The 22,264-nt window shown below is 58.1% G+C and carries 18 protein-coding genes; 7 read left to right on the forward strand and 11 right to left on the reverse strand.

Going from position 1 to position 22,264, the window contains the following annotated elements; all coding sequences use genetic code 11:
- Nucleotides 1-358: 358 nt before the first annotated feature.
- The 10 genes from AO242_RS05625 to AO242_RS05670 all read right to left on the reverse strand — a co-directional run bounded on the left by AO242_RS05625 (nt 359) and on the right by AO242_RS05670 (nt 13,805).
- Nucleotides 359-973: a TetR/AcrR family transcriptional regulator gene (locus AO242_RS05625; RefSeq protein ID WP_099268082.1), complete on the reverse strand. Its 615-nt coding sequence runs from the start codon at nt 971-973 to the stop codon at nt 359-361.
- A 139-nt stretch (nt 974-1,112) separates the two neighbouring features.
- Nucleotides 1,113-2,798 (reverse strand): class II poly(R)-hydroxyalkanoic acid synthase, encoded by a 1,686-nt coding sequence (gene phaC, locus AO242_RS05630; RefSeq protein WP_099267995.1) that lies wholly within the window; start codon nt 2,796-2,798, stop codon nt 1,113-1,115.
- A gap of 151 nt (nt 2,799-2,949) precedes the next feature.
- Nucleotides 2,950-3,804, reverse strand: coding sequence for a poly(3-hydroxyalkanoate) depolymerase (gene phaZ, locus AO242_RS05635; RefSeq protein WP_099267996.1), 855 nt, complete (start codon nt 3,802-3,804; stop codon nt 2,950-2,952).
- 243 nt (nt 3,805-4,047) lie between these two features.
- The gene (phaC, locus tag AO242_RS05640; RefSeq protein WP_099267997.1) at nt 4,048-5,727 is read right to left on the reverse strand and encodes a class II poly(R)-hydroxyalkanoic acid synthase; all 1,680 of its coding nucleotides are present in this window, start codon (nt 5,725-5,727) and stop codon (nt 4,048-4,050) included.
- Nucleotides 5,728-6,060: 333 nt separating this feature from the next.
- Nucleotides 6,061-6,438, reverse strand: a complete 378-nt coding sequence (locus tag AO242_RS05645; protein WP_099267998.1) for a gamma-butyrobetaine hydroxylase-like domain-containing protein — start codon at nt 6,436-6,438, stop codon at nt 6,061-6,063.
- Nucleotides 6,439-6,548: 110 nt separating this feature from the next.
- Entirely contained in the window at nt 6,549-7,886 is a 1,338-nt protein-coding gene (hslU, locus tag AO242_RS05650) for an HslU--HslV peptidase ATPase subunit (RefSeq protein WP_099268083.1), read from the reverse strand.
- A 68-nt stretch (nt 7,887-7,954) separates the two neighbouring features.
- Complete coding sequence (gene hslV / locus AO242_RS05655) at nt 7,955-8,485, reverse strand: ATP-dependent protease subunit HslV (protein WP_027901992.1); 531 nt, start codon at nt 8,483-8,485, stop codon at nt 7,955-7,957.
- Between the two features lie 386 nt (nt 8,486-8,871).
- The gene (locus tag AO242_RS05660; RefSeq protein ID WP_099267999.1) at nt 8,872-9,552 is read right to left on the reverse strand and encodes an SPOR domain-containing protein; all 681 of its coding nucleotides are present in this window, start codon (nt 9,550-9,552) and stop codon (nt 8,872-8,874) included.
- Between the two features lies 1 nt (nt 9,553).
- Nucleotides 9,554-11,290 (reverse strand): arginine--tRNA ligase, encoded by a 1,737-nt coding sequence (gene argS / locus AO242_RS05665; protein WP_099268000.1) that lies wholly within the window; start codon nt 11,288-11,290, stop codon nt 9,554-9,556.
- Between the two features lie 295 nt (nt 11,291-11,585).
- Nucleotides 11,586-13,805, reverse strand: a complete 2,220-nt coding sequence (locus AO242_RS05670) for a primosomal protein N' (RefSeq protein ID WP_027901989.1) — start codon at nt 13,803-13,805, stop codon at nt 11,586-11,588.
- A 166-nt stretch (nt 13,806-13,971) separates the two neighbouring features.
- Here AO242_RS05670 and rpmE point away from each other — a divergent pair, with 166 nt between their 5' ends.
- The 3 genes from rpmE to AO242_RS05690 all read left to right on the forward strand — a co-directional run bounded on the left by rpmE (nt 13,972) and on the right by AO242_RS05690 (nt 16,645).
- Nucleotides 13,972-14,205 (forward strand): 50S ribosomal protein L31, encoded by a 234-nt coding sequence (rpmE, locus tag AO242_RS05675; RefSeq protein WP_020293533.1) that lies wholly within the window; start codon nt 13,972-13,974, stop codon nt 14,203-14,205.
- Nucleotides 14,206-14,216: 11 nt separating this feature from the next.
- The gene (locus AO242_RS05680) at nt 14,217-15,032 is read left to right on the forward strand and encodes a thermonuclease family protein (RefSeq protein ID WP_099268084.1); all 816 of its coding nucleotides are present in this window, start codon (nt 14,217-14,219) and stop codon (nt 15,030-15,032) included.
- Between the two features lie 344 nt (nt 15,033-15,376).
- The gene (locus AO242_RS05690; RefSeq protein WP_099268001.1) at nt 15,377-16,645 is read left to right on the forward strand and encodes a malic enzyme-like NAD(P)-binding protein; all 1,269 of its coding nucleotides are present in this window, start codon (nt 15,377-15,379) and stop codon (nt 16,643-16,645) included.
- A 153-nt stretch (nt 16,646-16,798) separates the two neighbouring features.
- Here the strand turns inward: AO242_RS05690 and AO242_RS05695 are convergent, their stop codons facing one another.
- Nucleotides 16,799-19,258: a penicillin-binding protein 1A gene (locus AO242_RS05695; protein ID WP_099268002.1), complete on the reverse strand. Its 2,460-nt coding sequence runs from the start codon at nt 19,256-19,258 to the stop codon at nt 16,799-16,801.
- Between the two features lie 208 nt (nt 19,259-19,466).
- Between AO242_RS05695 and AO242_RS05700 the strand changes: the two genes are divergently transcribed.
- The 4 genes from AO242_RS05700 to pilP are packed head-to-tail and all read left to right on the forward strand — an operon-like array spanning nt 19,467 to nt 22,241.
- On the forward strand, nt 19,467-20,531 hold the full coding sequence (locus AO242_RS05700; RefSeq protein ID WP_099268003.1) for a pilus assembly protein PilM: 1,065 nt from the start codon (nt 19,467-19,469) through the stop codon (nt 20,529-20,531).
- On the forward strand, nt 20,531-21,097 hold the full coding sequence (locus tag AO242_RS05705) for a PilN domain-containing protein (protein ID WP_027901984.1): 567 nt from the start codon (nt 20,531-20,533) through the stop codon (nt 21,095-21,097). Before AO242_RS05700 ends, AO242_RS05705 begins: the two co-directional genes overlap by 1 nt.
- Complete coding sequence (gene pilO / locus AO242_RS05710) at nt 21,094-21,717, forward strand: type 4a pilus biogenesis protein PilO (protein ID WP_099268004.1); 624 nt, start codon at nt 21,094-21,096, stop codon at nt 21,715-21,717. The genes AO242_RS05705 and pilO overlap by 4 nt, the downstream gene beginning before the upstream one ends.
- Nucleotides 21,714-22,241: a type 4a pilus biogenesis lipoprotein PilP gene (pilP, locus tag AO242_RS05715; RefSeq protein ID WP_099268005.1), complete on the forward strand. Its 528-nt coding sequence runs from the start codon at nt 21,714-21,716 to the stop codon at nt 22,239-22,241. The genes pilO and pilP overlap by 4 nt, the downstream gene beginning before the upstream one ends.
- The last annotated feature ends 23 nt before the right edge of the window (nt 22,242-22,264 follow it).

Below are 22,264 nucleotides of genomic sequence, written 5' to 3' on the forward strand. Positions count from 1 at the left end.
TATGCTTTTTCATGGACTCGCCCTCGCTGTCGTTGGCTTCTTAAGAATGCCACCGTGGCGCTACTGACGCCTCGGCTTGGGCGAGTCCATCCAATTACGATTGCAAGCAAACATAGAATCTCCCACATGAAATTGCGCTATTCCGTAGGACCGGCCGGGCGGCGCTCCGCTTTAGCCGGGAGGGTGTCGCGACGTTCACTACATATTCCTCGTCAGAAATACCGCTCTCCCGGCTAAAGCCGGTCCTACGGGATTGCGGGTGAACGTAGAATCTTCCACAGGGGGATGTGTTTGTTGCGCCAACGCAGAGTGTCAGAGGCAGAGCCGCTTCCTGAAGAACTGTCAGTACTGCGAGAAATCACTCCTCCAGATAATGCATCGCCAATTGCTGCGCCGCATGCCGTGAGCCCGTTGTCAGGTGTGGTGCGACGAGCATCATGATCTGGTAGACCACCACCCGTACTTCAGCTTCGCGCCCCAGAATCCGTTGATAGTCCAGCGAGAACAGTAGGGTCATGGTGATTTGCTCCACCAGTTGCCCCAAAGCCTGGGTGTCGCTGACCACCTGGCCTTCAGCTTTCAGGCGTGCCAGTAACGACGCCAGCGTGCGTTTGAGGCTATTGAGCAGGCTACGAATACCGCGAGCCAGTTTGGGCAATCGCCCCGCCAGGTTGGACAGGTCCTGAAACAGGAAGCGGTAGTCGGCCAGTCGCTCGACGATCAAGTGCAGGAACAGCCAGTAATCTTCGGCGGCCAGTTGCGCGTCTTCGGGCGGGTTCAGCAGGGGCGAAAGCTCTGCCTGGAAGCGCTCGAAAAGACCCAGCACCAAGGGCTCTTTGCCGTGGAAATGGTAGTAAAGATTGCCGGGACTGATGCCCAGTTCGTTGGCAATTTCCAGCGTGGAGACATTGGGCTCGCCCTGTTGATTGAATAACGTCAGGGCACATTCAAGGATTCGGTCGCGGGTTTTCATCCGGTCTTCTTGTTGGCAGATGATTTCGAAGGGAAATGTATACATCTGTAGGAGCTGCCGAAGGCTGCGAATCGGGCATTCATGACACACCGCTTTCGCAGCCTTCGGCAGCTCCTACAAGGGATTAGTGTCGGGCACTTTACCGAACATGCACATAAGTCCCCGGCGCGGCTTCCAGCGCGGGATGCATTGCGTTACCCAGCGCCGTTTGGGTTTCGCGCTGGGTGCCGGACCGGGCTTGTATCCATTCCAGCCAGGCAGGCCACCAGCTACCCTCATGTTTCTGCGCGTCGTAATACCATGCCCGTGGATCGCTGCTGAGTTTGCTGTTTTCGACATAGTTGGCTTTAGGGTTACCCGGCGGGTTGAGAATGCTCTGCACGTGACCACTGTTGGACAGCAGAAAGCGCCGGTCGCCGCCCAGCAGCAGTGTCGAGCGATAGACCGCGTCCCATGGAGTAATGTGATCGTTGATGCCTGCGACGTTGAAGCTGTCCACGGTCACCTTCTGCAGATCAATGGGGGTGCCACAGACTTCCAGTCCGCCAGGGTGAGTCAGCGGGTTGTGTTTGAAGAAGTCCAGCAGATCGCCGTGCAATGCGGCGGGCAGGCGGGTGCTGTCGTTGTTCCAGTACAGAATGTCGAAAGCGGGCGGGGCCTTGCCCAGCAGGTAATTGTTGATCCAGTAACTCCAGATCAAATCATTCGGGCGCATCCAGGCGAAGATTTTCGCCATGTCCCGACCGTCCAGCACGCCTTGCTGATACGAGCGACGCTTGGCAGCTTCAAGAGTCGTTTCATCGATGAACAACGTCGCAGCGCTGTCGATCTGGCTGTCCAGCAGGCTGACCATGTAAGTCGCGCTGGCGACTTTGCGCAGTTGCCGCTTCGCTTGCAAGTGCCCTTGCAGCGCGGCGATGGTCAGCCCACCTGCACAAGCACCGACCAGATTCACGTCCTTGGCGCCAGTGATTGACCGGCATGCCGCCATCGCTTCTTCGGTGGCCTGAACGTAGGTGGACAAGCCCCATTCACGGTGCCGGACATCCGGATTGCGCCAACTGATCATGAAGGTCTGCAAGCCGTTCTTCAGGCAGTACTGGACGAAGCTGTTGGCCGGGCTCAGGTCAAAAATATAGAACTTGTTGATTTGCGGCGGCACGATCAATAACGGCCTGGCGTATTGTTTTTCGCTCATCGGCTTGTACTGGATCAGCTCCAGCAGCTCATTGCGAAACACCACCGAGCCTTGGGTGGCCGCCACTGTGCGACCCACTTCGAAGGCGTTTTTAGTGGTTTGTCGGGGCAGGCCGTTGTTGTGCAACAGATCATCGAACATGTGGCCAATGCCCTTGACCACGCTGTTGCCGCCGCTGTTGAACAGCTCTTTGACGGCCATGGGGTTGAGCAAGGTGTTGGACGGAGAAAGCGCATCGTTGAGCAGCGAGAAAATGAAGTGCGCCCGGTCGCGATCATCCTTGGACAGGTCGGTGTCATCGATCCAGTGTTTAACCTGATGCTGCCACGCCAGATACGTTTGCAAGCCGCGACGGTACAGCGGATTCAACGTCCATGTAGGGTCTGTGAAACGGGTATCACGGGCGGGCAACTGATAGGGCGTTTCCCCCAGCAGCACGACACGGCTGACTTGCTTGCCGAGGGCCAATGCGTGGCGGGCGCTACGCAATGGATGCTGCAGACCTTGGGCGGCAACCTTGCGTAATGTTGAAAACAAATCCTGGCCACGCAGGCCGGTGATCGCACTTTGTGCATTGATGTAAGTCGCCGGTGTGATCTCGGCGCTTTTGGCTGATCGTTCTCGCATGGGGGCAACACTCCTTCGTCGTGCCGATACATCTTTGCGGACGCATGCTCCTCGGGGCATGCGTCGTTTTGCGCCGAACAACTTCCATTCAACCGGCGCAGTCAGTGACGCTTTATTTGTGGTGCGGGGAATCCTTTTCTGTCTGTGATGATCAGCTTGCGCTGGGTGTCGGATGCGGATGCATCACGGCTCGCTGACGCTCCTGCTGGAGGAATTTCATGATGATCGGCGCAACGGCTTCGGCACGGGTGATCAAGAACAAATGACCGTCATCGATTATGTGTAGCTGGGCATTGGGGATCCGCCAAGCCAGCAGGCGCATATTTATCAGCGGGATCAGCGGATCGTCGTCACCGGCCAGTACCAATGTAGGCTGATGGATCTTGTGCAGCCAGTGAATGCTGGTCCAGCCCATGCCCGCAAACAGTTGCCAGTAATAGCCCAGCTTGCCGGACGAACGGACCTTTGCCGCATGGTTGGCGGCCAGATAAGGATCGCGCCGAAATGCGCCGCCGTAAATTTCCGGTGCAATGCGGATCACATGGGAAGGCTGGATATAACGCCGCGGGCTGGCCATCAACCAGAGCACTCGCGGTTTGCCGGGCACCATCACCGCACCGGCTGACGTCGCCGCCAGAACCAGCTTTTTGCAGCGCTCGGGGTAGTCGTGGGCGAACTGTTGAGCCAGCGCGCCGCCCCATGAAACGCCGATAGCGTTGACCTGGCCATAGTCCAGATAATCGAGCATGCGCGCCGCCAGTTTTGCCAGACCGGGAAAGCGGTACGGGCGACTGGGCGTCGAGGAGCCACCGACGCCGGGCACATCAAAGGCGATGACTTCCAGATCCGGGTCCAGCGCATCAACGAACGGGAACACCAACTCCAGGTTGGCGCCTATGCCATTGAAAATCAGCAGAGGAGTCAGGTGACTCTTGCCAGGGCGTACAGCGGTTCGGATGCTGTGGCCATCCAGATCGATAGTGCGAAAAATAAACGGTTGCGGCATGCGCGAAGCCCTGTGGGTTAAACCGCTGGTGCAGTTATGCATACGTCGTAGGACCGGCTTTAGCCGGGAGAGGGCCGGTACATCCACTGGATATTCTGGATCAGAAAAATGTCCTCCCGGCTAAAGCCAGTCCTACGGGGCTGTGTTTGCTGTGCGACGTAACAGTCTCGGAACGCGGCGATAGCCCTAACCGGTTTAACGGCCTCGCCCAGCCATTCCTGACTCCACCCGTCGCATCAGCCCTTAGCGTTCATGCACATAGGTCCCCGGAGATGCTTCTGCGGGCGCAAAGGTCTTGTTGCCCAGGCTCGCAGGAGACTTCTTCATCTTTCCAGATCTCTTGCTCAGCCAGCCCTGCCAGTGCAGCCACCAGGAATCGGTGTGCTTGGTGCCGTTTTCCTGCCAGGCCTTTGGATCAACCGGCATTTCACTGTTGGTCATGTAGCGTGCCTTGGGGTTACCGGGCGGGTTGAGAATGCTCTGGATATGGCCGCTGCTGGACAGAACAAATTCAGTCTTTCCGCCGAACAGTCGTGCGGATTTGTAACAGGAGCCCCACGGCGTGATGTGATCGTTGGTCCCGGCCAGGCAGAACACATCGCTGGTGACCTGTTTGAGATCGATAGGCGTACCGCACACTTCAAGGGCATTGGGGCGGATCAGTGGGTTGTTCTTGAACATCTCGATCAGGTCGCCATGGAACGCGGCGGGCAGGCGGGTGGTGTCGTTGTTCCAGAACAGGATGTCGAACACCGGAGGTTCGTTACCCAGCAGGTAATTGTTGACCCAGTAATTCCAGATCAGGTCATTGGGGCGCATCCAGGCGAATACTTTCGCCATGTCACTGCCTTCCAGCACGCCAGCCTGATAGGAATGGCGCTTGGCCGATTCCAGGGTTTGCTCATCGACGAACAAGGCGACGTCGGTGTCCAGGGTGGTATCGAGCACGCTGACCAGCAGGGTCAGAGCATTGACTTTTTGATCGCCCAGCGCCGCGTAATGTCCCAGCAGGGCTGTGCAGGTAATGCCGCCGGAGCAAGCGCCGAGCATGTTGATGTCTTTGCTGCCGGTGATGGCGGTGACTACGTCGACAGCTTCCTTGAGCGCATCAATGTACGTCGACAGGCCCCATTCACGCTGCGCCTTGGTCGGGTTACGCCAACTGATAATGAACGTCTGCACGTTACTGCGCAGGCAGAAACGCGCCAGGCTTTTTTCCGGGCTCAGGTCGAATACGTAGAATTTGTTGATTTGCGGCGGCACCACCAACAGCGGCCGTTCATGCACTTGCTCGGTGATGGGCTTGTACTGAATCAGCTCCAGCACGTCGTTGCGAAACACCACCGAGCCTTCGCTGGTGCCCAGACTCTTGCCGACTTCGAAGGCGTCCATGTTGACCTGACTGGGCATGCCGCCGTTATGCACCAGATCCTTGGCGAGATGTGACAGGCCATCAAGAATACTTTTGCCGCCGGTTTCGAAGAAGCGTTTGATCGCGGCCGGATTGGCGGCGGTGTTGGTGGGCGACATGGCTTCGGTCATCAGATTGATGACGAAGTGCCCGCGACTGATTTCCTGAGGAGAGAGATTGCTGTCGCCGATCCAGTCATGCAGCTCCTTGCGCCACGCCAGGTAGGACTGCAGATAACGACGATAAACCGGATTCTGGCTCCAGGCCGGATCGTTGAAGCGTCGGTCTTCCGGGGCTGGCTGGAGCGCTGATTTGCCCAGCAACACGTTTTTGAGTTCAACGCCCAGACTGGCGACGTGCTTTGCACTGTGAAAGGGTTGTTTCAGGGCTTGGCGCAGGACCATGCGGGCAGTGGTCAGCAAGTCCTTGCGCCGCAGACCAACGACCGGGTTCAAACCCAGTGTGTGTTCCGAGGCTTGTTGCTGCAGGTCATCGTTGTTTCTGCTACTCATTCACGACGCTCCATTGTCCTGATGTGAGTACCGCTTCCCTGTGAATCAGTGACACAGGCAAATGCCGGTACTACTGCTCGGGTGAACCATGATGGCTGAAATCAATTTCCCTTGGGGCCGCGTTTATTCGTAACAAGCGCTGCGCTTTATACGACGGCTTTACCGCTCACCCTTTCACTGCATTCGAAGATGCAGGGAACTTGCCAGAACCATTGGTTACGCGAGATTGCGAAAAATCGCAAGCAGCACCCGTCATTGGCCGCTGCGCGGCACATTCAAACAAAAGGAATTAGAAAGCGCGTCCTAAAACGCCGGGCGGCTGTGGAGCACGGGTTAGAGCAAGAGCCGGATGACTTGCTCGGAAGGGTCGCGGGATTTGCCTGCGTTTTTCAGCTCAAGCAAATAGTCATTCCACAGGTCTTCCTGGCGTTGCGCCAGTTCGTAGAGGTATTCCCAAGTGAACAGTCCGCTGTCATGACCGTCGTCGAAGGTCAATTTCAGTGCGTACTGACCAGCCGGTTCGACCTTGGTCAGGCCAACCCCGAGTTTGCCAAATTGCAGGATCGGCTTGCCGTGGCCCTGAACTTCGGCAGACGGCGAATGTACCCGCAGGAACTCAGCAGGCAGGTGATATTCCTCGTCCGGCCCGTACTTGAGTGTCAGGGTTTTCGAGGCTTTGTGGAGCTGGATGGCTGTAGGTAACTTGGGCATGTCAGAAACTCTGTTGGAGCGAGGCTTGCCCGCGAACCGGACGACGCGGTGTACCAGATATACTGCGTCGTCCGGTTCGCGGGCAAGCCTCGCTCCAACGATTCTTCACTTTACAAAATATACCGCGACAGATCCTCATCCTTGGCCAGTTCGCCAAGATGACTGTTCACGTATTCGGCATCGATGCGGATCGGCGCTGCATCCGGATCAGTCGCCAGGTCACCGGCGCTGAACGACACTTCCTCAAGCAGACGCTCAAGCAGGGTGTGCAAGCGACGGGCACCGATGTTCTCGGTCTTCTCGTTGACCTGCCAGGCAATCTCGGCCAGACGCTTGATGCCGTCGGCTTCGAACGCGATGTTCAAGCCTTCGGTTTTCAGCAGCGCGCAGTATTGCTCGGTCAGGGACGCATGTGGCTCGCTGAGGATACGTTCGAAATCCTGTGGCGACAGCGCCTTGAGTTCAACACGGATCGGCAGACGGCCTTGCAGCTCAGGCACCAGATCGCTCGGCTTGCTCAAGTGGAAAGCGCCGGACGCGATGAACAGGATGTGGTCGGTTTTGACCATGCCCAGCTTGGTGTTGACCGTGCAGCCTTCGATCAGCGGCAGCAGGTCGCGCTGTACGCCTTCGCGGGATACATCGGCACCGCCCACATTGCCGCGCTTGGCGACCTTGTCGATTTCGTCGATGAACACGATTCCGTGCTGTTCGACGGCTTCCAGCGCCTTGGCCTTGAGTTCTTCCTCGTTAACGAGGCGACCCGCTTCTTCTTCGCGCACCAGCTTGAACGCTTCTTTGACCTTGAGCTTGCGGCTCTTCTTCTTGCCCTTGCCCATGTTGGCAAACAGGCTTTGCAGCTGGTTGGTCATTTCTTCCATGCCTGGTGGCGCGGAAATGTCGACACCAACGGTTTCGTTTATTTCGATCTCGATTTCCTTGTCGTCCAGCTGACCTTCACGCAGGCGCTTGCGGAACAGCTGACGGGTATTGGAATCGTTGCTCGGCGCGGCTTCTTCCTGAAAACCTGTGCGGGCTGGAGGCAGCAGGGCGTCGAGGATACGGTCTTCAGCGGCGTCTTCAGCGCGGTGACGAACCTTGATTATTTCCTGTTCGCGCAGCAGCTTGATCGCCGCGTCGGCCAGATCACGAATGATCGATTCAACGTCGCGGCCGACATAACCGACTTCGGTGAATTTGGTCGCTTCGACCTTGATGAACGGCGCGTTGGCCAGCTTGGCCAGACGACGCGCGATCTCGGTTTTACCGACACCAGTCGGGCCGATCATCAGGATGTTCTTGGGCGTTACTTCAACGCGCAGTTCTTCCGGCAACTGCATCCGGCGCCAGCGGTTACGCAGGGCGATGGCAACGGCGCGCTTGGCATCGTCCTGGCCGATGATATGGCGGTTCAGTTCGTGGACAATTTCACGGGGAGTCATTGACATGGTATTTGGCGGTCCTCCAGCTGATTCAAGGTCGATATGGCCGCTGATAGCAGCGGCCATATCAAGGCTTACTCAGCGAGGTCCTGCTCCTCAATGGTGATGTTGTGGTTGGTGAACACGCAGATATCGCCAGCGATATGCAATGCGGTTTCGGCAATTTCACGCGCCGACAGGTCGGTCTTTTGCAGCAGGGCGCGGGCAGCGGCCTGTGCGAAAGCACCGCCAGAACCCATGGCAATCAGGCCATCTTCGGGTTCAACAACGTCGCCGTTGCCGGTGATGATCAATGAAGCGTCTTTGTTGGCGACGGCCAGCATGGCCTCCAGACGGCTCAGGGAGCGGTCGGTCCGCCAGTCTTTGGCGAGTTCAACGGCGGCACGCACCAGATGACCTTGGTGCTTTTCAAGTTGCCCTTCAAAGCGTTCGAAAAGAGTGAACGCGTCGGCCGTAGCGCCAGCGAAACCGGCAATCACTTCGCCGTGATACAGACGACGCACTTTCTTGGCGTTGCCTTTCATGACGGTGTTGCCCAGAGAAACCTGGCCGTCGCCAGCCATGACGACTTTGCCGTGGCGGCGAACTGAAACGATGGTGGTCAAGGGAGAGTCTCCACACAGCGGGGCGAAAATGCCCTGGTGAAAACTCATATGGGGGTGTGGGAAGGGATTTCAACCGTGGGGGATGAGTGGTGGTGAAGGGCGAGCATGACAACTGTAGGAGTGAGCTTGCTCGCGATGGCGTCAGTTCATGCGATAAATTCGTCGGCCATGAAATCGGATCGCGAGCAAGCTCACTCCTACAGGGTCCGTGTTTACTGCGCGGCATCGCGGGGTCTGGACGACGGGGGTGCTCCTACAGAACAAGCATTTCGGCAGTGTCCGTGGGAGCGAATTCATTCGCGAAGGCGTTTTGTCAGGCACCTATGATGCAAGACGTACCGCCATTCCCGAATGAATCAGATCCCACGGGGATCTGCGTTTGGCTGCTACTTGCTACGCTGCTGCAACAACAAGTTACTAAAACCACCGGTCGCCAACTGCTTCTGGGCAACGGTCAGTTGCTCACGGTTGCTGAACGGGCCAACCAGTACGCGGTACCAGGTTTCCTCTTTGACGGTGCCGGATTCCACGGCGGCGGTCTGGCCGAGCAGAATGATCTGCGCGCGCACCTTGTCGGCGTCTTCTTTCTTGCGGAACGAGCCCGCTTGCAGGAAGAACTGCGTCACTGCAGCCGGTTTCACCACGGGCGGGGCCGGTGGCGGCGTCAGGCCGCTAAGTGCCGCTTGTGCGCGTGCGGTATCAATCTTCGCTGCCTGTTCAGGCGTGACCGGCGCAACCACAGGTGGCGGAGTTTTCTCAGGCACGGCCTCGTTAGGCACGATGACTTCCGATTCCGGCAGCAGCGTGTAGAAGTCGTACTTGGGCTTCACCGGTGCTGTCGGGCTCGGCGGCGTCTTGTTCGCTTCGGCAATTTTTGCTGCCTTGGCATCCGCCCGGACCCGCTTGATGTCATCGCCACCGGGTTCGAGCTTCATCAGGAAGACGACAAATGCACCGACGCTGAGGCCGATCGCCAGCCACAGCCATCCAGGAATCGGCTTCTTCGCGGGTGCCTGATAACGGCTGGCGCCGCGCTTGGGAGCAGGTTTCTTTTTCGCGGCAGCCAACTTACATACGCTCCAGTGTTTCCAGACCCAACAGTTGCAGGCCTTGCTTGAGGGTGCGGCCAGTCAATGCAGCAAGGCGCAAACGGCTCTGCTGTTGTTCGGCATTATCGGCAGCCAGGATAGGGCAGTTCTCGTAGAAGCTGGAGAACAACCCCGCGAGGTCGTAGAGGTAAGCGCACAGAACGTGAGGCGTGCCCTTTTCGGAGACGTTGTTGAGGATTTCCCCAAACTGCGCCAGACGTGCAGCCAGCTCCTGCTCCTGTGGCGCCTCAAGGACGATCTGGCCCTTGCTGGCATCAAACGGCGTACCGAGTTTACGGAACACACCCGCAACCCGTGTATACGCATAGAGCAGATAAGGCGCGGTATTGCCTTCGAAGCTGAGCATCTGATCGAAATTGAAGCTGTAGTCGCTGGCCCGATGCTTGGACAGGTCGGCGTATTTCACCGCACTGATACCCACCGCCTGGGCGATGGTGCGCAGTTCGTCTTCAGGCAACTCCGGGTTCTTTTCCTTCACCAGGGTGTAGGCGCGCTCCTTGGCCTCTTCGAGCAGGTCGATGAGTTTGACTGTGCCACCGTCGCGGGTCTTGAACGGACGGCCGTCGGCGCCGTTCATGGTGCCGAAGCCCATGTGTTCCAGTTGCATGCCTTCGTGAACGAAACCGGCGCGGCGCGCGACTTCGAAGACTTGCTGGAAGTGCAGCGCCTGACGCTGGTCGACGAAATACAGCACGCGATCAGCTTTGAGTACGTTGCTGCGGTAGCGCATAGCTGCCAGGTCGGTGGTTGCATACAGATAACCGCCACCTGCTTTCTGCACGATGACCGGCAGCGGGGTATCGTCTGCGGTGCGGAATTCTTCGAGGAATACGCACTGTGCGCCGTTGCTCTCAACCAGCAGGCCGGCTGCTTTCAGATCGGCAACTACGTTGGCCAGATCATCGTTATAAGCACTCTCGCCCATCACGTCTGCCGGGGTCAGTTTGACGTTCAGCAGGTCGTAGACTTTCTGGCAGTGCGACAGCGAGATGTCTTTGAATTTGGTCCACAGGCTCAGGCATTCGGCGTCACCGGCCTGCAGTTTTACCACCAGCCCACGGGCGCGGTCGGCGAACTCTTCGGATTCGTCAAAACGCTTTTTCGCAGCGCGGTAGAAGTCTTCCAGGTCCGACAACTCGTCGCTGGTGGCTGGCTGCTCTTGCAGGTAAGCCAACAGCATGCCGAATTGCGTACCCCAGTCGCCCACGTGGTTCTGGCGGATGACCGTGTCGCCCAGAAACTCCAGAACGCTGGCAACGCCGTCGCCAATGATGGTCGAGCGCAGGTGGCCCACGTGCATCTCTTTTGCCAGGTTCGGGGCCGACAGGTCGACCACGGTGCGCTGTGCAGGGCCGTTCTTGCGCACCGACAATTGGGCGTCGGCCAGGGCGGCATCAAGGCGTGCGGCCAAGGCCTGAGTGTTCTGGAAGAAATTCAGGAAGCCTGGACCGGCGATTTCCACCTTGCTGATCTGCTCGTCGGCTGGCAGCGCGGCGATCAGCTTTTCAGCCAGATCACGGGGCTTCATGCCGGCTGGCTTGGCAAGCATCATGGCGATGTTGCTGGCGAAGTCGCCGTGGGTCTTATCCTTGGCATTCTCCACCTGAATCGCTGGCGACAGGCCTTCTGGCAAGACGCCCTCGGTGACGAGTTGGCTCAGGGCTTGTTGGATCAGCTGGCGAATGGTGTCTTTCATGATGCTCTCTTTCGACCGCAAGCGCGGCAGCGCCTGGATGCGCGGGTGGAAAAACTGGGCATTATCCGTTGCCGGAGCCACCTTGCCAACCGCGTTGGATGTGCGGTTGTGAATTACCTCCTACGCAATCCCGTAGGACCGGCTTTAGCCGGGAGAGCATTGGAACATTCGACAAATCTCCTTGGCCAGAAATACTGCCCTCCCGGCTAAAGCCAGTCCTACAAGGTCAAGGGGCTGGGAGCAAGCTTGCTGGTAGACATGGAGTTCGCCACAGAGCGTTGTTCGCAGTGTCGCTTCAATACAAATCCACCGGATCCACATCCAGCGACCACCTGACCTGCCTGCCGCTCGGCATTTGCTCCAGCGCCAGCAGCCAGGAAGCAAGCAGCCGGTGCAGTGGCGCTCGGGCGCTGGATTGCAGCAGCAATTGTGCTCGATATCGACCGGCGCGGCGCTCCATCGGTGCCGGGACGGGGCCAAGCAATTCAATGCCGCCCAGATTCATGTCGTTCAATAATTGCTCGGCAACCGAGCAGGCTTCATCAAGGAAACCTTCGGCCTGACCCGGTTTATGGGCTTCGGCCCGTAACAGTGCCAGATGCGCAAAAGGTGGCAAGCCAGCCGCGCGACGTTCGCTCAGGGCTTGCTCGGCGAAGGCGAAGTAACCTTGTTCGGTAAGCTGAATCAGCAGTGGGTGATCCGCCAGGTGCGTCTGGATGATCACCCGGCCTGGCTCTTCAGCCCGTCCGGCCCGCCCGGCAACCTGAACGATCAACTGAGCCATGCGCTCGCTGGCACGGAAGTCTCCGGAAAACAGGCCGCCATCGGCATCCAGAATCGACACCAGTGTCACACGCGGGAAGTGGTGCCCTTTGGCGAGCATCTGTGTGCCCACCAGAATGCACGGCTGGCCGCGCTGAATGGTCGCGAACAGTTGATTCATCGCGTCTTTGCGCGAGGTACTGTCGCGATCAACCCGCAATACGGGGTAATCCGGAAACAGAATCGCCAGACGCTCTTCGGCGCGCTCGGTGCCTGCGCCAACCGGGCGCAAATCCACTTTGCCGCAGGACGGGCACTGGCGCGGTACGCGTTCGACGTGGCCGCAGTGGTGGCAGCGCAATTCCCCGGAGCGCTGATGCACAGTCATTCGCGCATCACATCGCGGGCAGCCCGACAGCCAGCCGCAATCGTGGCACAGCAGCGTCGGCGCAAAGCCGCGTCGGTTGAGGAAGACCAACACTTGCTGACCGGCTTCGAGAGTCTGGCCGATGGCTTGTTGCATCGGTCCGGAGATACCGCTGTCCAGCGGACGGCTTTTAACGTCCAGCCGCATGAATTTCGGTTGCTGCGCGCCGCCCGCACGCTCATTGAGGCGCAACAGGCCGTAGCGGCCGGTGTAGGCGTTGTGCAGGCTTTCCAGCGAAGGCGTGGCCGAGCCGAGCACAATGGGGATGTTTTCCTGGCGTGCACGCACTAAAGCCAGATCCCGTGCGTGATAGCGCAGGCCTTCCTGCTGTTTATAGGAGCCGTCGTGCTCTTCGTCGATGATGATCAGGCCGGGATTCTTCATCGGCGTGAACAGCGCCGAACGAGTACCGATAATAATATCGGCCTCGCCATCCCGCGCTGCCAGCCAGGCATCCAGCCGGTCACGATCATTGACTGCCGAATGCAGCAGGGCGATGCGTGCGTTGAAGCGCTGTTCGAAGCGCGCCAGGGTTTGCGGCCCGAGGTTGATTTCCGGGATCAGCACCAGCGCCTGTTTACCGGCTTCCAGCGTTTCGCGGATCAGCTGTAAATAGACTTCGGTCTTGCCGCTGCCGGTAACGCCCGCCAGCAGGAACGCATGAAAGCTGCCGAACCCGGCGCGAATCGCCTCGCAGGCCGCGCGTTGTTCCGTGTTGAGGGGCAGTTCCGGCTGGGCCAGCCAGTGTTCATGACGCGCGGAAGGTGCATGGCTGCGCACTTCAACCTGCACCAACTCTTTAGCCAGCAGCAAATTGAGGCTTTCTTTATTAAGCATCAGCTTGCTCAGCAACTGATGCGCAACACCGTGTGGATGCTGGGCGAGGGTGGTCAGTGCTTCGCGTTGCTTGGGTGCCCGGGCAATGCGCGGGTCATCGACGCTGGCATTCGGCGCAACCTGCCAGAAGCGCTCCTGGCGCGATTCGGCCGGTTCGCCCTGGCGCAGCAGGACTGGCAGCGCCCAGCTCAAGGTGTCGCCGAGGCTGTGCTGATAATACTGAGAGGTCCACAGGCACAGCTTGAACAGCGCGGGCGGCAGGGGGGCTTGCTCATCGAGCAGGGCGATGGCGGGCTTGAGTTTGTCTGCGGGCACTTCGCTGTGATCGGCGATCTCGATCAGAATGCCGATCATTTCCCGACGGCCGAAGGGCACTCGCAGGCGCATGCCCGGCTGCAAGGCACTGCGCAGCACTCCGGCAGGTGCTCGGTAGTCGAACAGGCGCCGCAGTGGCGAAGGCAGGGCAAGGCGCAGAATGGCGTCGGGCACGCGGGGTTTCCCTGTTACGGTATGTGACGGATGCGCGATCTTAGCAGACGACCGGCGTAAAGCCCCGCTTGCGTGATCTGGATTGTCTGGTAATATTCGCGGCCTATTTACGTGCGGTATTCAACAATAGTGTTGGATGGCGGCACGCTAGCCCGAGGAAGTACCGATGAAAGCTGATATCCATCCAGTTTACGAAGCCATTGACGCTACTTGCAGCTGCGGCAATGTCATCAAAACCCGTTCGACTCTCGCCAAGCCTCTGAGCCTTGACGTTTGCAACGAGTGCCACCCGTTCTACACCGGCAAGCAGAAGACTCTTGACGTTGGCGGCCGTGTTGACAAGTTCAAGTCGCGCTTCGGTGCGTTCGGTGCTACCAAAGCTCCTGCTGCTGCAGAGTAAGGTTGGCCGATCTGGAAAATCCAACGGGTTTATCCAGGCTGCTTAAAAAGGCGTCCCTTGTGGGCGCCTTTTTTGTGGCCGCGATTTGGCTGCCTGCCGCTCAGGCTCTTTGCCCTGCGCCATCCTCGTTTCCGGTTGCTCAGGTCGAGCGTGTGGTCGATGGCGATACCCTGCGCCTTAAAGATGGGCGCAACGTACGCATGGTCGGGATCAACACTCCAGAGACGGGAAAGAAAAGCCGTTCCGCCGAGCCGTTTGCCGAGGCTGCCAAAAGTCGTCTGCAAACACTGGTGGCTGAAAGCGATGGCACCGTCAGTTTGCTGATCGGCCAACAGGCCAAGGATCGTTATGGTCGCGTGCTGGCCAATGTCTATGGTCGCGACGGTGCCAATCTCGAAGCGCAGCTGTTGAGCGAGGGCCTGGGTTATCTGGTTGCCGTTTCGCCTAACGTAGCGCTGGTCGATTGTCAGCAAGCGGCTGAGCGTACAGCCCGTCAGGCTGGCCTTGGTCTGTGGCGCAACTCGCCGGTGCAATCGGCTGGTCAGATCGATAAGGGCGGTTTTGCGCTGGTCTCAGGGCAAATCGTCGATGTGCAGCGTAATGGCGGCGGCATATGGATTGAGCTGCAGGGTTCGCTGGTGCTGCGTATCGCCCCGGCCCTTGTCAGCCAGTTTGACGCCAAACAGCTGAGCCGCATGAAGGGCCAGAGTATCGAAGCGCGTGGCTGGGTCGTTGATCGATCTCGACGGAGCGGCCTCAAGGATGGGCAGGCACGCTGGATGATGCCGATTACCCATCCGGCGATGCTTGATTCATCGACCCTCTGACAGCACCGGCATCTCATCAGGCACCGCATCACGATCTGGCTAAACCGGATTTCTGTTGGAGCGAGGCTTGCCCGCGAAGGGCTGTAGCGCAGTGTGTCTGGGATACCGTGTCGGCTGGGTTGCGGGCAAGCCTCGCTCCAACAGATCCCGTGTATTGCTGCAAGATGGCTCGTTGAAGGGATCTGAGTGAAATCAGGTGGAGCCTGATGCAACTCCTCCGCTCTAAGCGTAAAGTCTAACTCCCCGCCTATTGACAGTTGTGACTGGCCAGTCTTGTTAGGACTTTGCATCTTGCGTATCCTCGGCGGTCCGTCTTCCCACAGTAAAAAAAGCGGAATGCCCACATGTCTGATTTGAAAACTGCCGCGCTTGAATATCACGCCAATCCTCGTCCGGGGAAACTGAGCGTAGAACTCACCAAGCCCACCGCTACTGCTCGCGACCTGGCCCTGGCTTACAGCCCTGGGGTTGCCGAGCCTGTGCGTGAAATCGCCCGTGACCCTGAGCTGGCTTACAAATACACCGGCAAAGGCAACCTGGTAGCAGTTATTTCCGATGGCACCGCGATCCTCGGCCTGGGTGATCTGGGCCCACTGGCATCCAAGCCAGTGATGGAAGGCAAGGGCGTTCTGTTCAAGCGTTTCGCCGGTATCGACGTATTCGATATCGAAGTGGATTCGGAAAGCCCACAGGCTTTCATCGATACCGTAAAACGCATCTCCATCACCTTCGGCGGTATCAACCTCGAAGACATCAAGGCGCCTGAGTGCTTTGAGATCGAGAAAGCGCTGATCGAACAATGCGACATCCCGGTTTTCCACGATGACCAGCACGGCACCGCGATTGTTACGGCAGCCGGCATGATCAACGCCCTGGAAATCGTCGGCAAGAACCTGGCTGACGCCAAGATCGTCTGCCTGGGCGCTGGCGCTGCGGCCATCTCCTGCATGAAGTTGCTGGTGAGCATGGGCGCGAAGATCGAAAACATCTTCATGATTGACCGTTCCGGCGTTATCCACTCCGGCCGTACCGATCTGAACCAGTACAAAGCTGTGTTCGCTCACGCGACTGAAAAGCGTACCCTGGCTGACGCTCTGGATGGCGCAGACGTGTTCGTTGGTCTGTCTGGCCCGAACCTGCTGAGCGCTGAAGGCCTGAAGTCGATGGCCAAGGATCCGATCGTGTTCGCCTGCTCGAACCCTGATCCGGAAATCTCTCCTGAACTGGCTCACGCGACCCGTAGCGACGTGATCATGGCGACCGGTCGTTCCGACTACCCGAACCAGGTCAACAACGTACTGGGCTTCCCGTTCATCTTCCGCGGTGCCCTGGACGTTCGCGCCAAGCGCATCAACGAAGAAATGAAGATCGCAGCGGCCAACGCCCTGCGTGAACTGGCCAAACTGCCAGTGCCTCAGGAAGTCTGCGACGCCTACGGCGGCATCAAGCTGGAGTTCGGTCGTGAGTACATCATCCCGAAACCAATGGATACCCGCCTGCTGGGTCTGATCGCTGATGCCGTTGCCAAGGCAGCCATTGAAAGCGGTGTCGCAACCCTGCCGTATCCAAAGCACTACCCGCTGACCAGCGTTGAAGACGTTTTTAACGGCTAACGTTGTTAGCAGACCCATAAAAGAACCCGGCCATTAGCCGGGTTTTTTTATGGGGAAGTTTCAAGCTACAAGCTGCAAGCGAAAACAACGCAGCATTCCGTTTCTCCACTGCTTTTTCTTGTAGCTCGCGGCTTGAAGCTTGTAGCTGCTTGCCTAGAACAAATCTATCGGCGCCGACTCATCCGCTGGCAGCGGGCTGCCCGGTGCCTGGCCGCCCAGTTCGTTGACGCTTGGCGGCGTGTCTTCGCTTTTGAACAGCTCGAAGAACGCGTTAGGCGTGCTCGGAGTGGCTGCCCGGCCGCTGATCGGATCAACCCGCAGGCTCAGGATGCCATCCGGCTCGGCCTGCTGATGCGGCGGCTTGTCCTTGAGCGCGGCACTCATGTAGTTCATCCAGATCGGCAGGGCGACGGTACCGCCAAATTCATGACGGCCCAGGCTTTCGGGTTGATCGAAGCCCGTCCAGACCGTGGTCACGTAATCGGCGTTGTAACCGGTGAACCACGCATCCTTGGATTCGTTGGTCGTACCGGTCTTGCCTGCGATATCCGGACGGTTCATCGCCAGGGCGCGGCGGCCGGTACCGCGTTTGATCACGTCCTGCAGCATGCTGTTGAGGATGTACGTGGTCCGGCTGTCCACAATGCGCGGTGCAACGGCGGGTGCCTGAGGATCAACCGGCGCAGCAGGCTGTGCAGGGCCTTCACTGGATGAAGTGATCAGCGCAGGCCCATTAGGTACCGCAACCGTGTTGGCATGAGGTGCTGGCTGGTGGTCTACCGCTGGAACGCTTGGCGGGTTGGCCTCAAACAAGGTCACGCCATCGCGGCTCTCGATGTTCTGGATCAGGTATGAGTTGATCTTGTAGCCACCGTTGGCGAACGCTGACCAACCGGTGACGATTTCCATCGGTGTCAGAGTGGCTGTGCCCAGTGCCAGCGACAGGTTGCGCGGCAGATCACTCTTGTTGAAGCCAAAGCGCGTGATGTAGTCGATTGACGTATCGATGCCCAGTTGTTGCAGCAGACGAATCGAAACAAGGTTACGCGACTTGTACAGCGCTTCACGCAGGCGGATCGGGCCAAGGAAGGTATTGGTGTCGTTCTTCGGACGCCAGACCTTGTCCAGATACTCGTCAACAAACACGATCGGCGCATCGTTTACCAGGCTTGACGCGGTGTAGCCGTTGTCCAGCGCGGCGCTGTACAGGAATGGTTTGAAGCTCGAGCCCGGTTGACGCTTGGCTTGCAGGGCGCGGTTGTAGTTGCTCTGCTCGAAGGCGAAACCACCGACCAGTGCGCGAATTGCACCATTTTGCGGGTCGAGGGATACCAGTGCACTTTGCGCCGCCGGGATCTGGCTGAACTTGAGAGAGCCATTTTCCTGACGCTGCAGGCGAACCAGATCGCCGACATGCGCGACATCAGCAGGTCCCTTGGGGTTTGCGCCCAGGCTGTTGGTGTTCAGATAAGGGCGCGCCCATTTCATGCTCGCCCATTCGACAGTTTCTTCCTTCTCACCATTACGGGTCAGGACGCGAACGCCAGTCTTGTCGACCTGGGTGACGATTGCAGGCTCAAGGCCGCTGATGGTGCGTTGCTTGGTCAGCTCTTGCGCCCAGCCTTCGCGGGTCATGCCCGGGAAGCGGCTTTCAGGGCCGCGATAGCCGTGCCGCTGGTCGTATTCGATAAGGCCTTCCTGAACCGCCGTATTGGCGTGTTCCTGAAGGTCGCTTGGGACTGTCGTGGTGACACGGAAGCCTTCTGTATAGGCGTCGCTGCCATAACGGCCGACCATTTCGGCACGCGCCATTTCTGCAATATAAGGTGCGTTAACTTCAGGTGTCGGTACGTGGTAGCTGGCGTTGAGTGGCTCGCTTAGCGCAGCCTGATAGGCGCTCTGGTCGATCTTGCCCAGCTTGAACATGCGCCCCAGGATCCAGTCGCGACGCTCTTTGGCGCGCGTCGGGTTTGCCAGAGGGTTGAAGCGTGAAGGTGCTTTCGGCAGGCCGGCAATCATGGCCATCTGCGCAAGGCTTACGTCGCGGATCGATTTGCCGTAATAAACCTGCGCCGCTGCTTCGATGCCGTAGGCCCTGTTGCCCAGATAGATCTTGTTGACGTACAGCTCGAGAATTTCGTCTTTGGTCAGTTGGCGCTCAATTTGCAGTGCAAGAAGGATCTCGGTGGTTTTACGCGAAAAACTGCGCTCACTCGTCAGAAAATAGTTCTTTGCCACCTGCATGGTGATGGTGCTGCCACCCGACTGGATGTGGCCACTTTTGACAAGTTGCGACGCTGCACGCATCAGGCTGCCAGGGTCGACGCCGTAGTGGTTGGCGAAATTGTCATCTTCGGCCGAGAGCAAGGCGTTGATGAAATTCGGCGGGATGTCGGCAAAACGGATCGGGGTACGGCGCATCTCGCCAAACTCCGCAATCAACTTGCCGTCGCTGCTGTAGACGCGCAGGGGTATTTGCAGCTGGATGCTGCGCAGGGCTTCTACAGACGGCAGGTTAGGGCTCAGATAAAGAAAGGCACCGCTGAGGCCGAGCAACAGCGCACAGAATACGGCGACGAGAGACCACCAGAAAAACTTCAGCAGGCGTATCAAGGCTTTTTGATTTCCAGAATAAAAAGAATGAGTTAAGCGCAGGCACTAATAAATAGACACGCCTTGAAGCTTGGTTATACGAAAAAAGCGCTGGGCATTATAAGCATTTTTCGTCTCCGAGCGTTATTTGCGCTACTGTCAGGATTGCTGGCGGCGGCGTTGGACAACAAATTATCCGTAAGTGACGGAAACTCATAGGGAACAGGTTGTGTTCGAACTCTTCGGTAAGAAGGCCAACACCCTTCTAGGGATCGATATTAGCTCTACATCGGTGAAACTCCTTGAATTGAGTCGTTCCGGCACACGTTACAAAGTCGAGTCCTACGCGGTGGAGCCGCTACCGGCCAACGCGGTGATCGAAAAGAACATTGCCGAGCTCGAAGGCGTCGGAAATGCATTGGCGCGGGTATTGGCCAAGGCGCGTACAAGCGTCAAATCTGTGGCGGTCGCCGTGGCCGGTTCGGCGGTGATTACCAAGACCATCGAGATGGACGCTGGCCTGTCGGATGACGACATGGAAAACCAGCTGAAAATCGAAGCTGATCAGTACATTCCCTATCCGCTGGAAGAAGTCGCAATCGATTTCGAGGTTCAAGGCTATTCGTTGCGCAACCCCGAGCGCGTTGAAGTCCTGCTGGCCGCCTGCCGCAAAGAAAACGTTGAAGTACGCGAAGCCGCCCTGGCCCTTGCTGGGCTCAACGCGCGGGTCGTCGATGTCGAGGCTTACGCGCTGGAGCGTGCCTATGGGTTGTTGTCGACGCAATTGGGCAGCGGTCACGACAAACTGACCGTTGCCATCGTCGACATCGGCGCGACCATGACCACCCTGAGCGTGCTGCACAACGGACGCATTATTTATACCCGTGAACAGCTGTTCGGTGGGCGTCAGCTTACCGAGGAAATCCGGCGTCGCTATGGCCTTTCAATGGAAGAAGCCGGGCTTGCCAAGAAGCAGGGTGGTCTGCCGGATGACTATTTGATCGAAGTGCTGCAGCCATTCAAGGAGGCCGTGGTGCAGCAAGTTGCCCGGTCGCTGCAATTCTTCTTCGCCGCAGGACAATACAACGCCGTGGACTACATCATGCTGGCCGGTGGTACTGCATCGGTTTCCGGGCTGGACAACCTGATTCAGCAGCGCGTCGGCACACCCACTCTGGTCGCCAACCCGTTTGCAGACATGGCCTTGAGCGCCAAGGTCAATGCTGGCGCCCTGGCCAGCGATGCTCCTGCTTTGATGATCGCGTGCGGTCTGGCCCTGAGGAGCTTTGACTGATGGCACGGATCAACCTTCTCCCTTGGCGTGAACAGTTGCGCGAAGAGCGCAAGAAACGATTTCTGATGGCCTTGGCTGGCGTATTTGTAGCTTCGGTCGGCGTATTGTTCATGGTTGATCAATATTTGAGCAGTGCGATCACTCATCAGGCGGCGCGCAATGCGTTCATCCAGAAAGAAATCGTGCAGCTCGATGAGCGTATTAAAGAGATCAGCGATCTGCGAGCCCGCCGCAAGCAGTTGCTGGAACGGATGAAAATCATCCAGGACCTGCAAGGTAATCGCCCGATCATCGGCCGGGTGTTTGACCAAATGGCGCGTACCCTGCCGGATGGCGTGTATTTCTCGAACGTGAAGATGGTCGACAAACTGGTGAGTGTCACGGGCGCGGCAGAATCGAACAATCGCGTGTCGGACTTGATGCGTAATCTCGAGGCTTCCGACTGGTTTGAAGCACCGAGTCTGACCGAAGTGAAGGCAACAACCGCTGGCGCGCTGGATCAGGCCAACGTGTTTCAGTTAACAGTGCGCCAGACACAGCCGGCCATTGATGGAGTCAAGCCATGAATCTTTCCGAGACGCTGGAAAGTCTGCGCCGGATTGACCTTGGCGATCTGGACATCAACAACCTTGGCTCATGGCCCGCTGCGGTCAAGTTCGTGACCGGCATCCTGTTGATGGTGCTTGTGCTGGCGCTGGGTTACTTCTTCTATATCCAGGATCTTGAGAGTCAGCTTGATGGCGCGCGCGCCAATGAAAGCACGCTCAAAGAGCAGTTCACTACCAAGGCCTTCCAGGCCGCAAACCTGCAGCCCTACAAGGTGCAGATGACCGAGATGGAAAACACCTTCGGCGCATTGTTGCGGCAGTTGCCCAGCGATACCGAAGTACCTGGCTTGCTGGAAGACATCACGCGCACAGGGTTGGGCAGTGGGCTGGAGTTCGAAGAGATCAAGCTGCTACCGGAAGCGGCTCAGCAGTTTTACATCGAGTTGCCGATACAGATCACCGTAGTGGGCGGGTATCACGATCTGGCCACTTTCGTCAGTGGTGTCGCCAGCCTGCCGCGGATCGTCACCCTGCATGATTTCGAGATCAAGCCTGTGGAAGCTTCAAATCCGTCCAGGCTGCGAATGAATATTCTCGCCAAGACCTATCGCTACAACGATGAAGGACTGAATAAATGAGGCTGGCGCGATTGTTGTGCGCCAGTGTGGCGTTGATCAGTCTGGCCGGTTGCAACGAGGATTCGTCGTTTGCCGACCTGACCAGTTTTATGGATGAGGCGCGTGCCCGACCAACGGGCACCATCGAACCTCTGCCAAGGTTTCGTCCTTATGAAGCTTTCACGTATAACGCTGCGAATCTGCGCAGCCCGTTTCAGCCGCCGATCAAGGTCGATCTGGTTAACCGTCTCAAAGGGTCAAGACTGGTGGCTCCGGATGAAACACGGCCAAGGCAGTTTCTGGAAGGGTTCAATATCGAGACGTTCGAGATGGTCGGCACCATGGGTAATGAAACCGGGACCTTTGCCTTGCTCAAGGGGGCGGGTGGCGTATACCGGGTGAAAGTCGGTGATTACCTGGGCCGCAATAACGGCCGGATTGTCTCGGTCGATGAATCTCGCGTTGATGTCGTAGAAATAGTTCCTGACGGAGAGGGGGCATGGCTGGAAAGGCCGCGCAGCATTTCCCTGAAAGAACGCTCATGAAACGAGCACAGCCAAGCATGCAA

It is taken from the genome of Pseudomonas sp. ICMP 561 (assembly GCF_002699985.1).
Taxonomy (GTDB): domain Bacteria; phylum Pseudomonadota; class Gammaproteobacteria; order Pseudomonadales; family Pseudomonadaceae; genus Aquipseudomonas; species Aquipseudomonas quasicaspiana.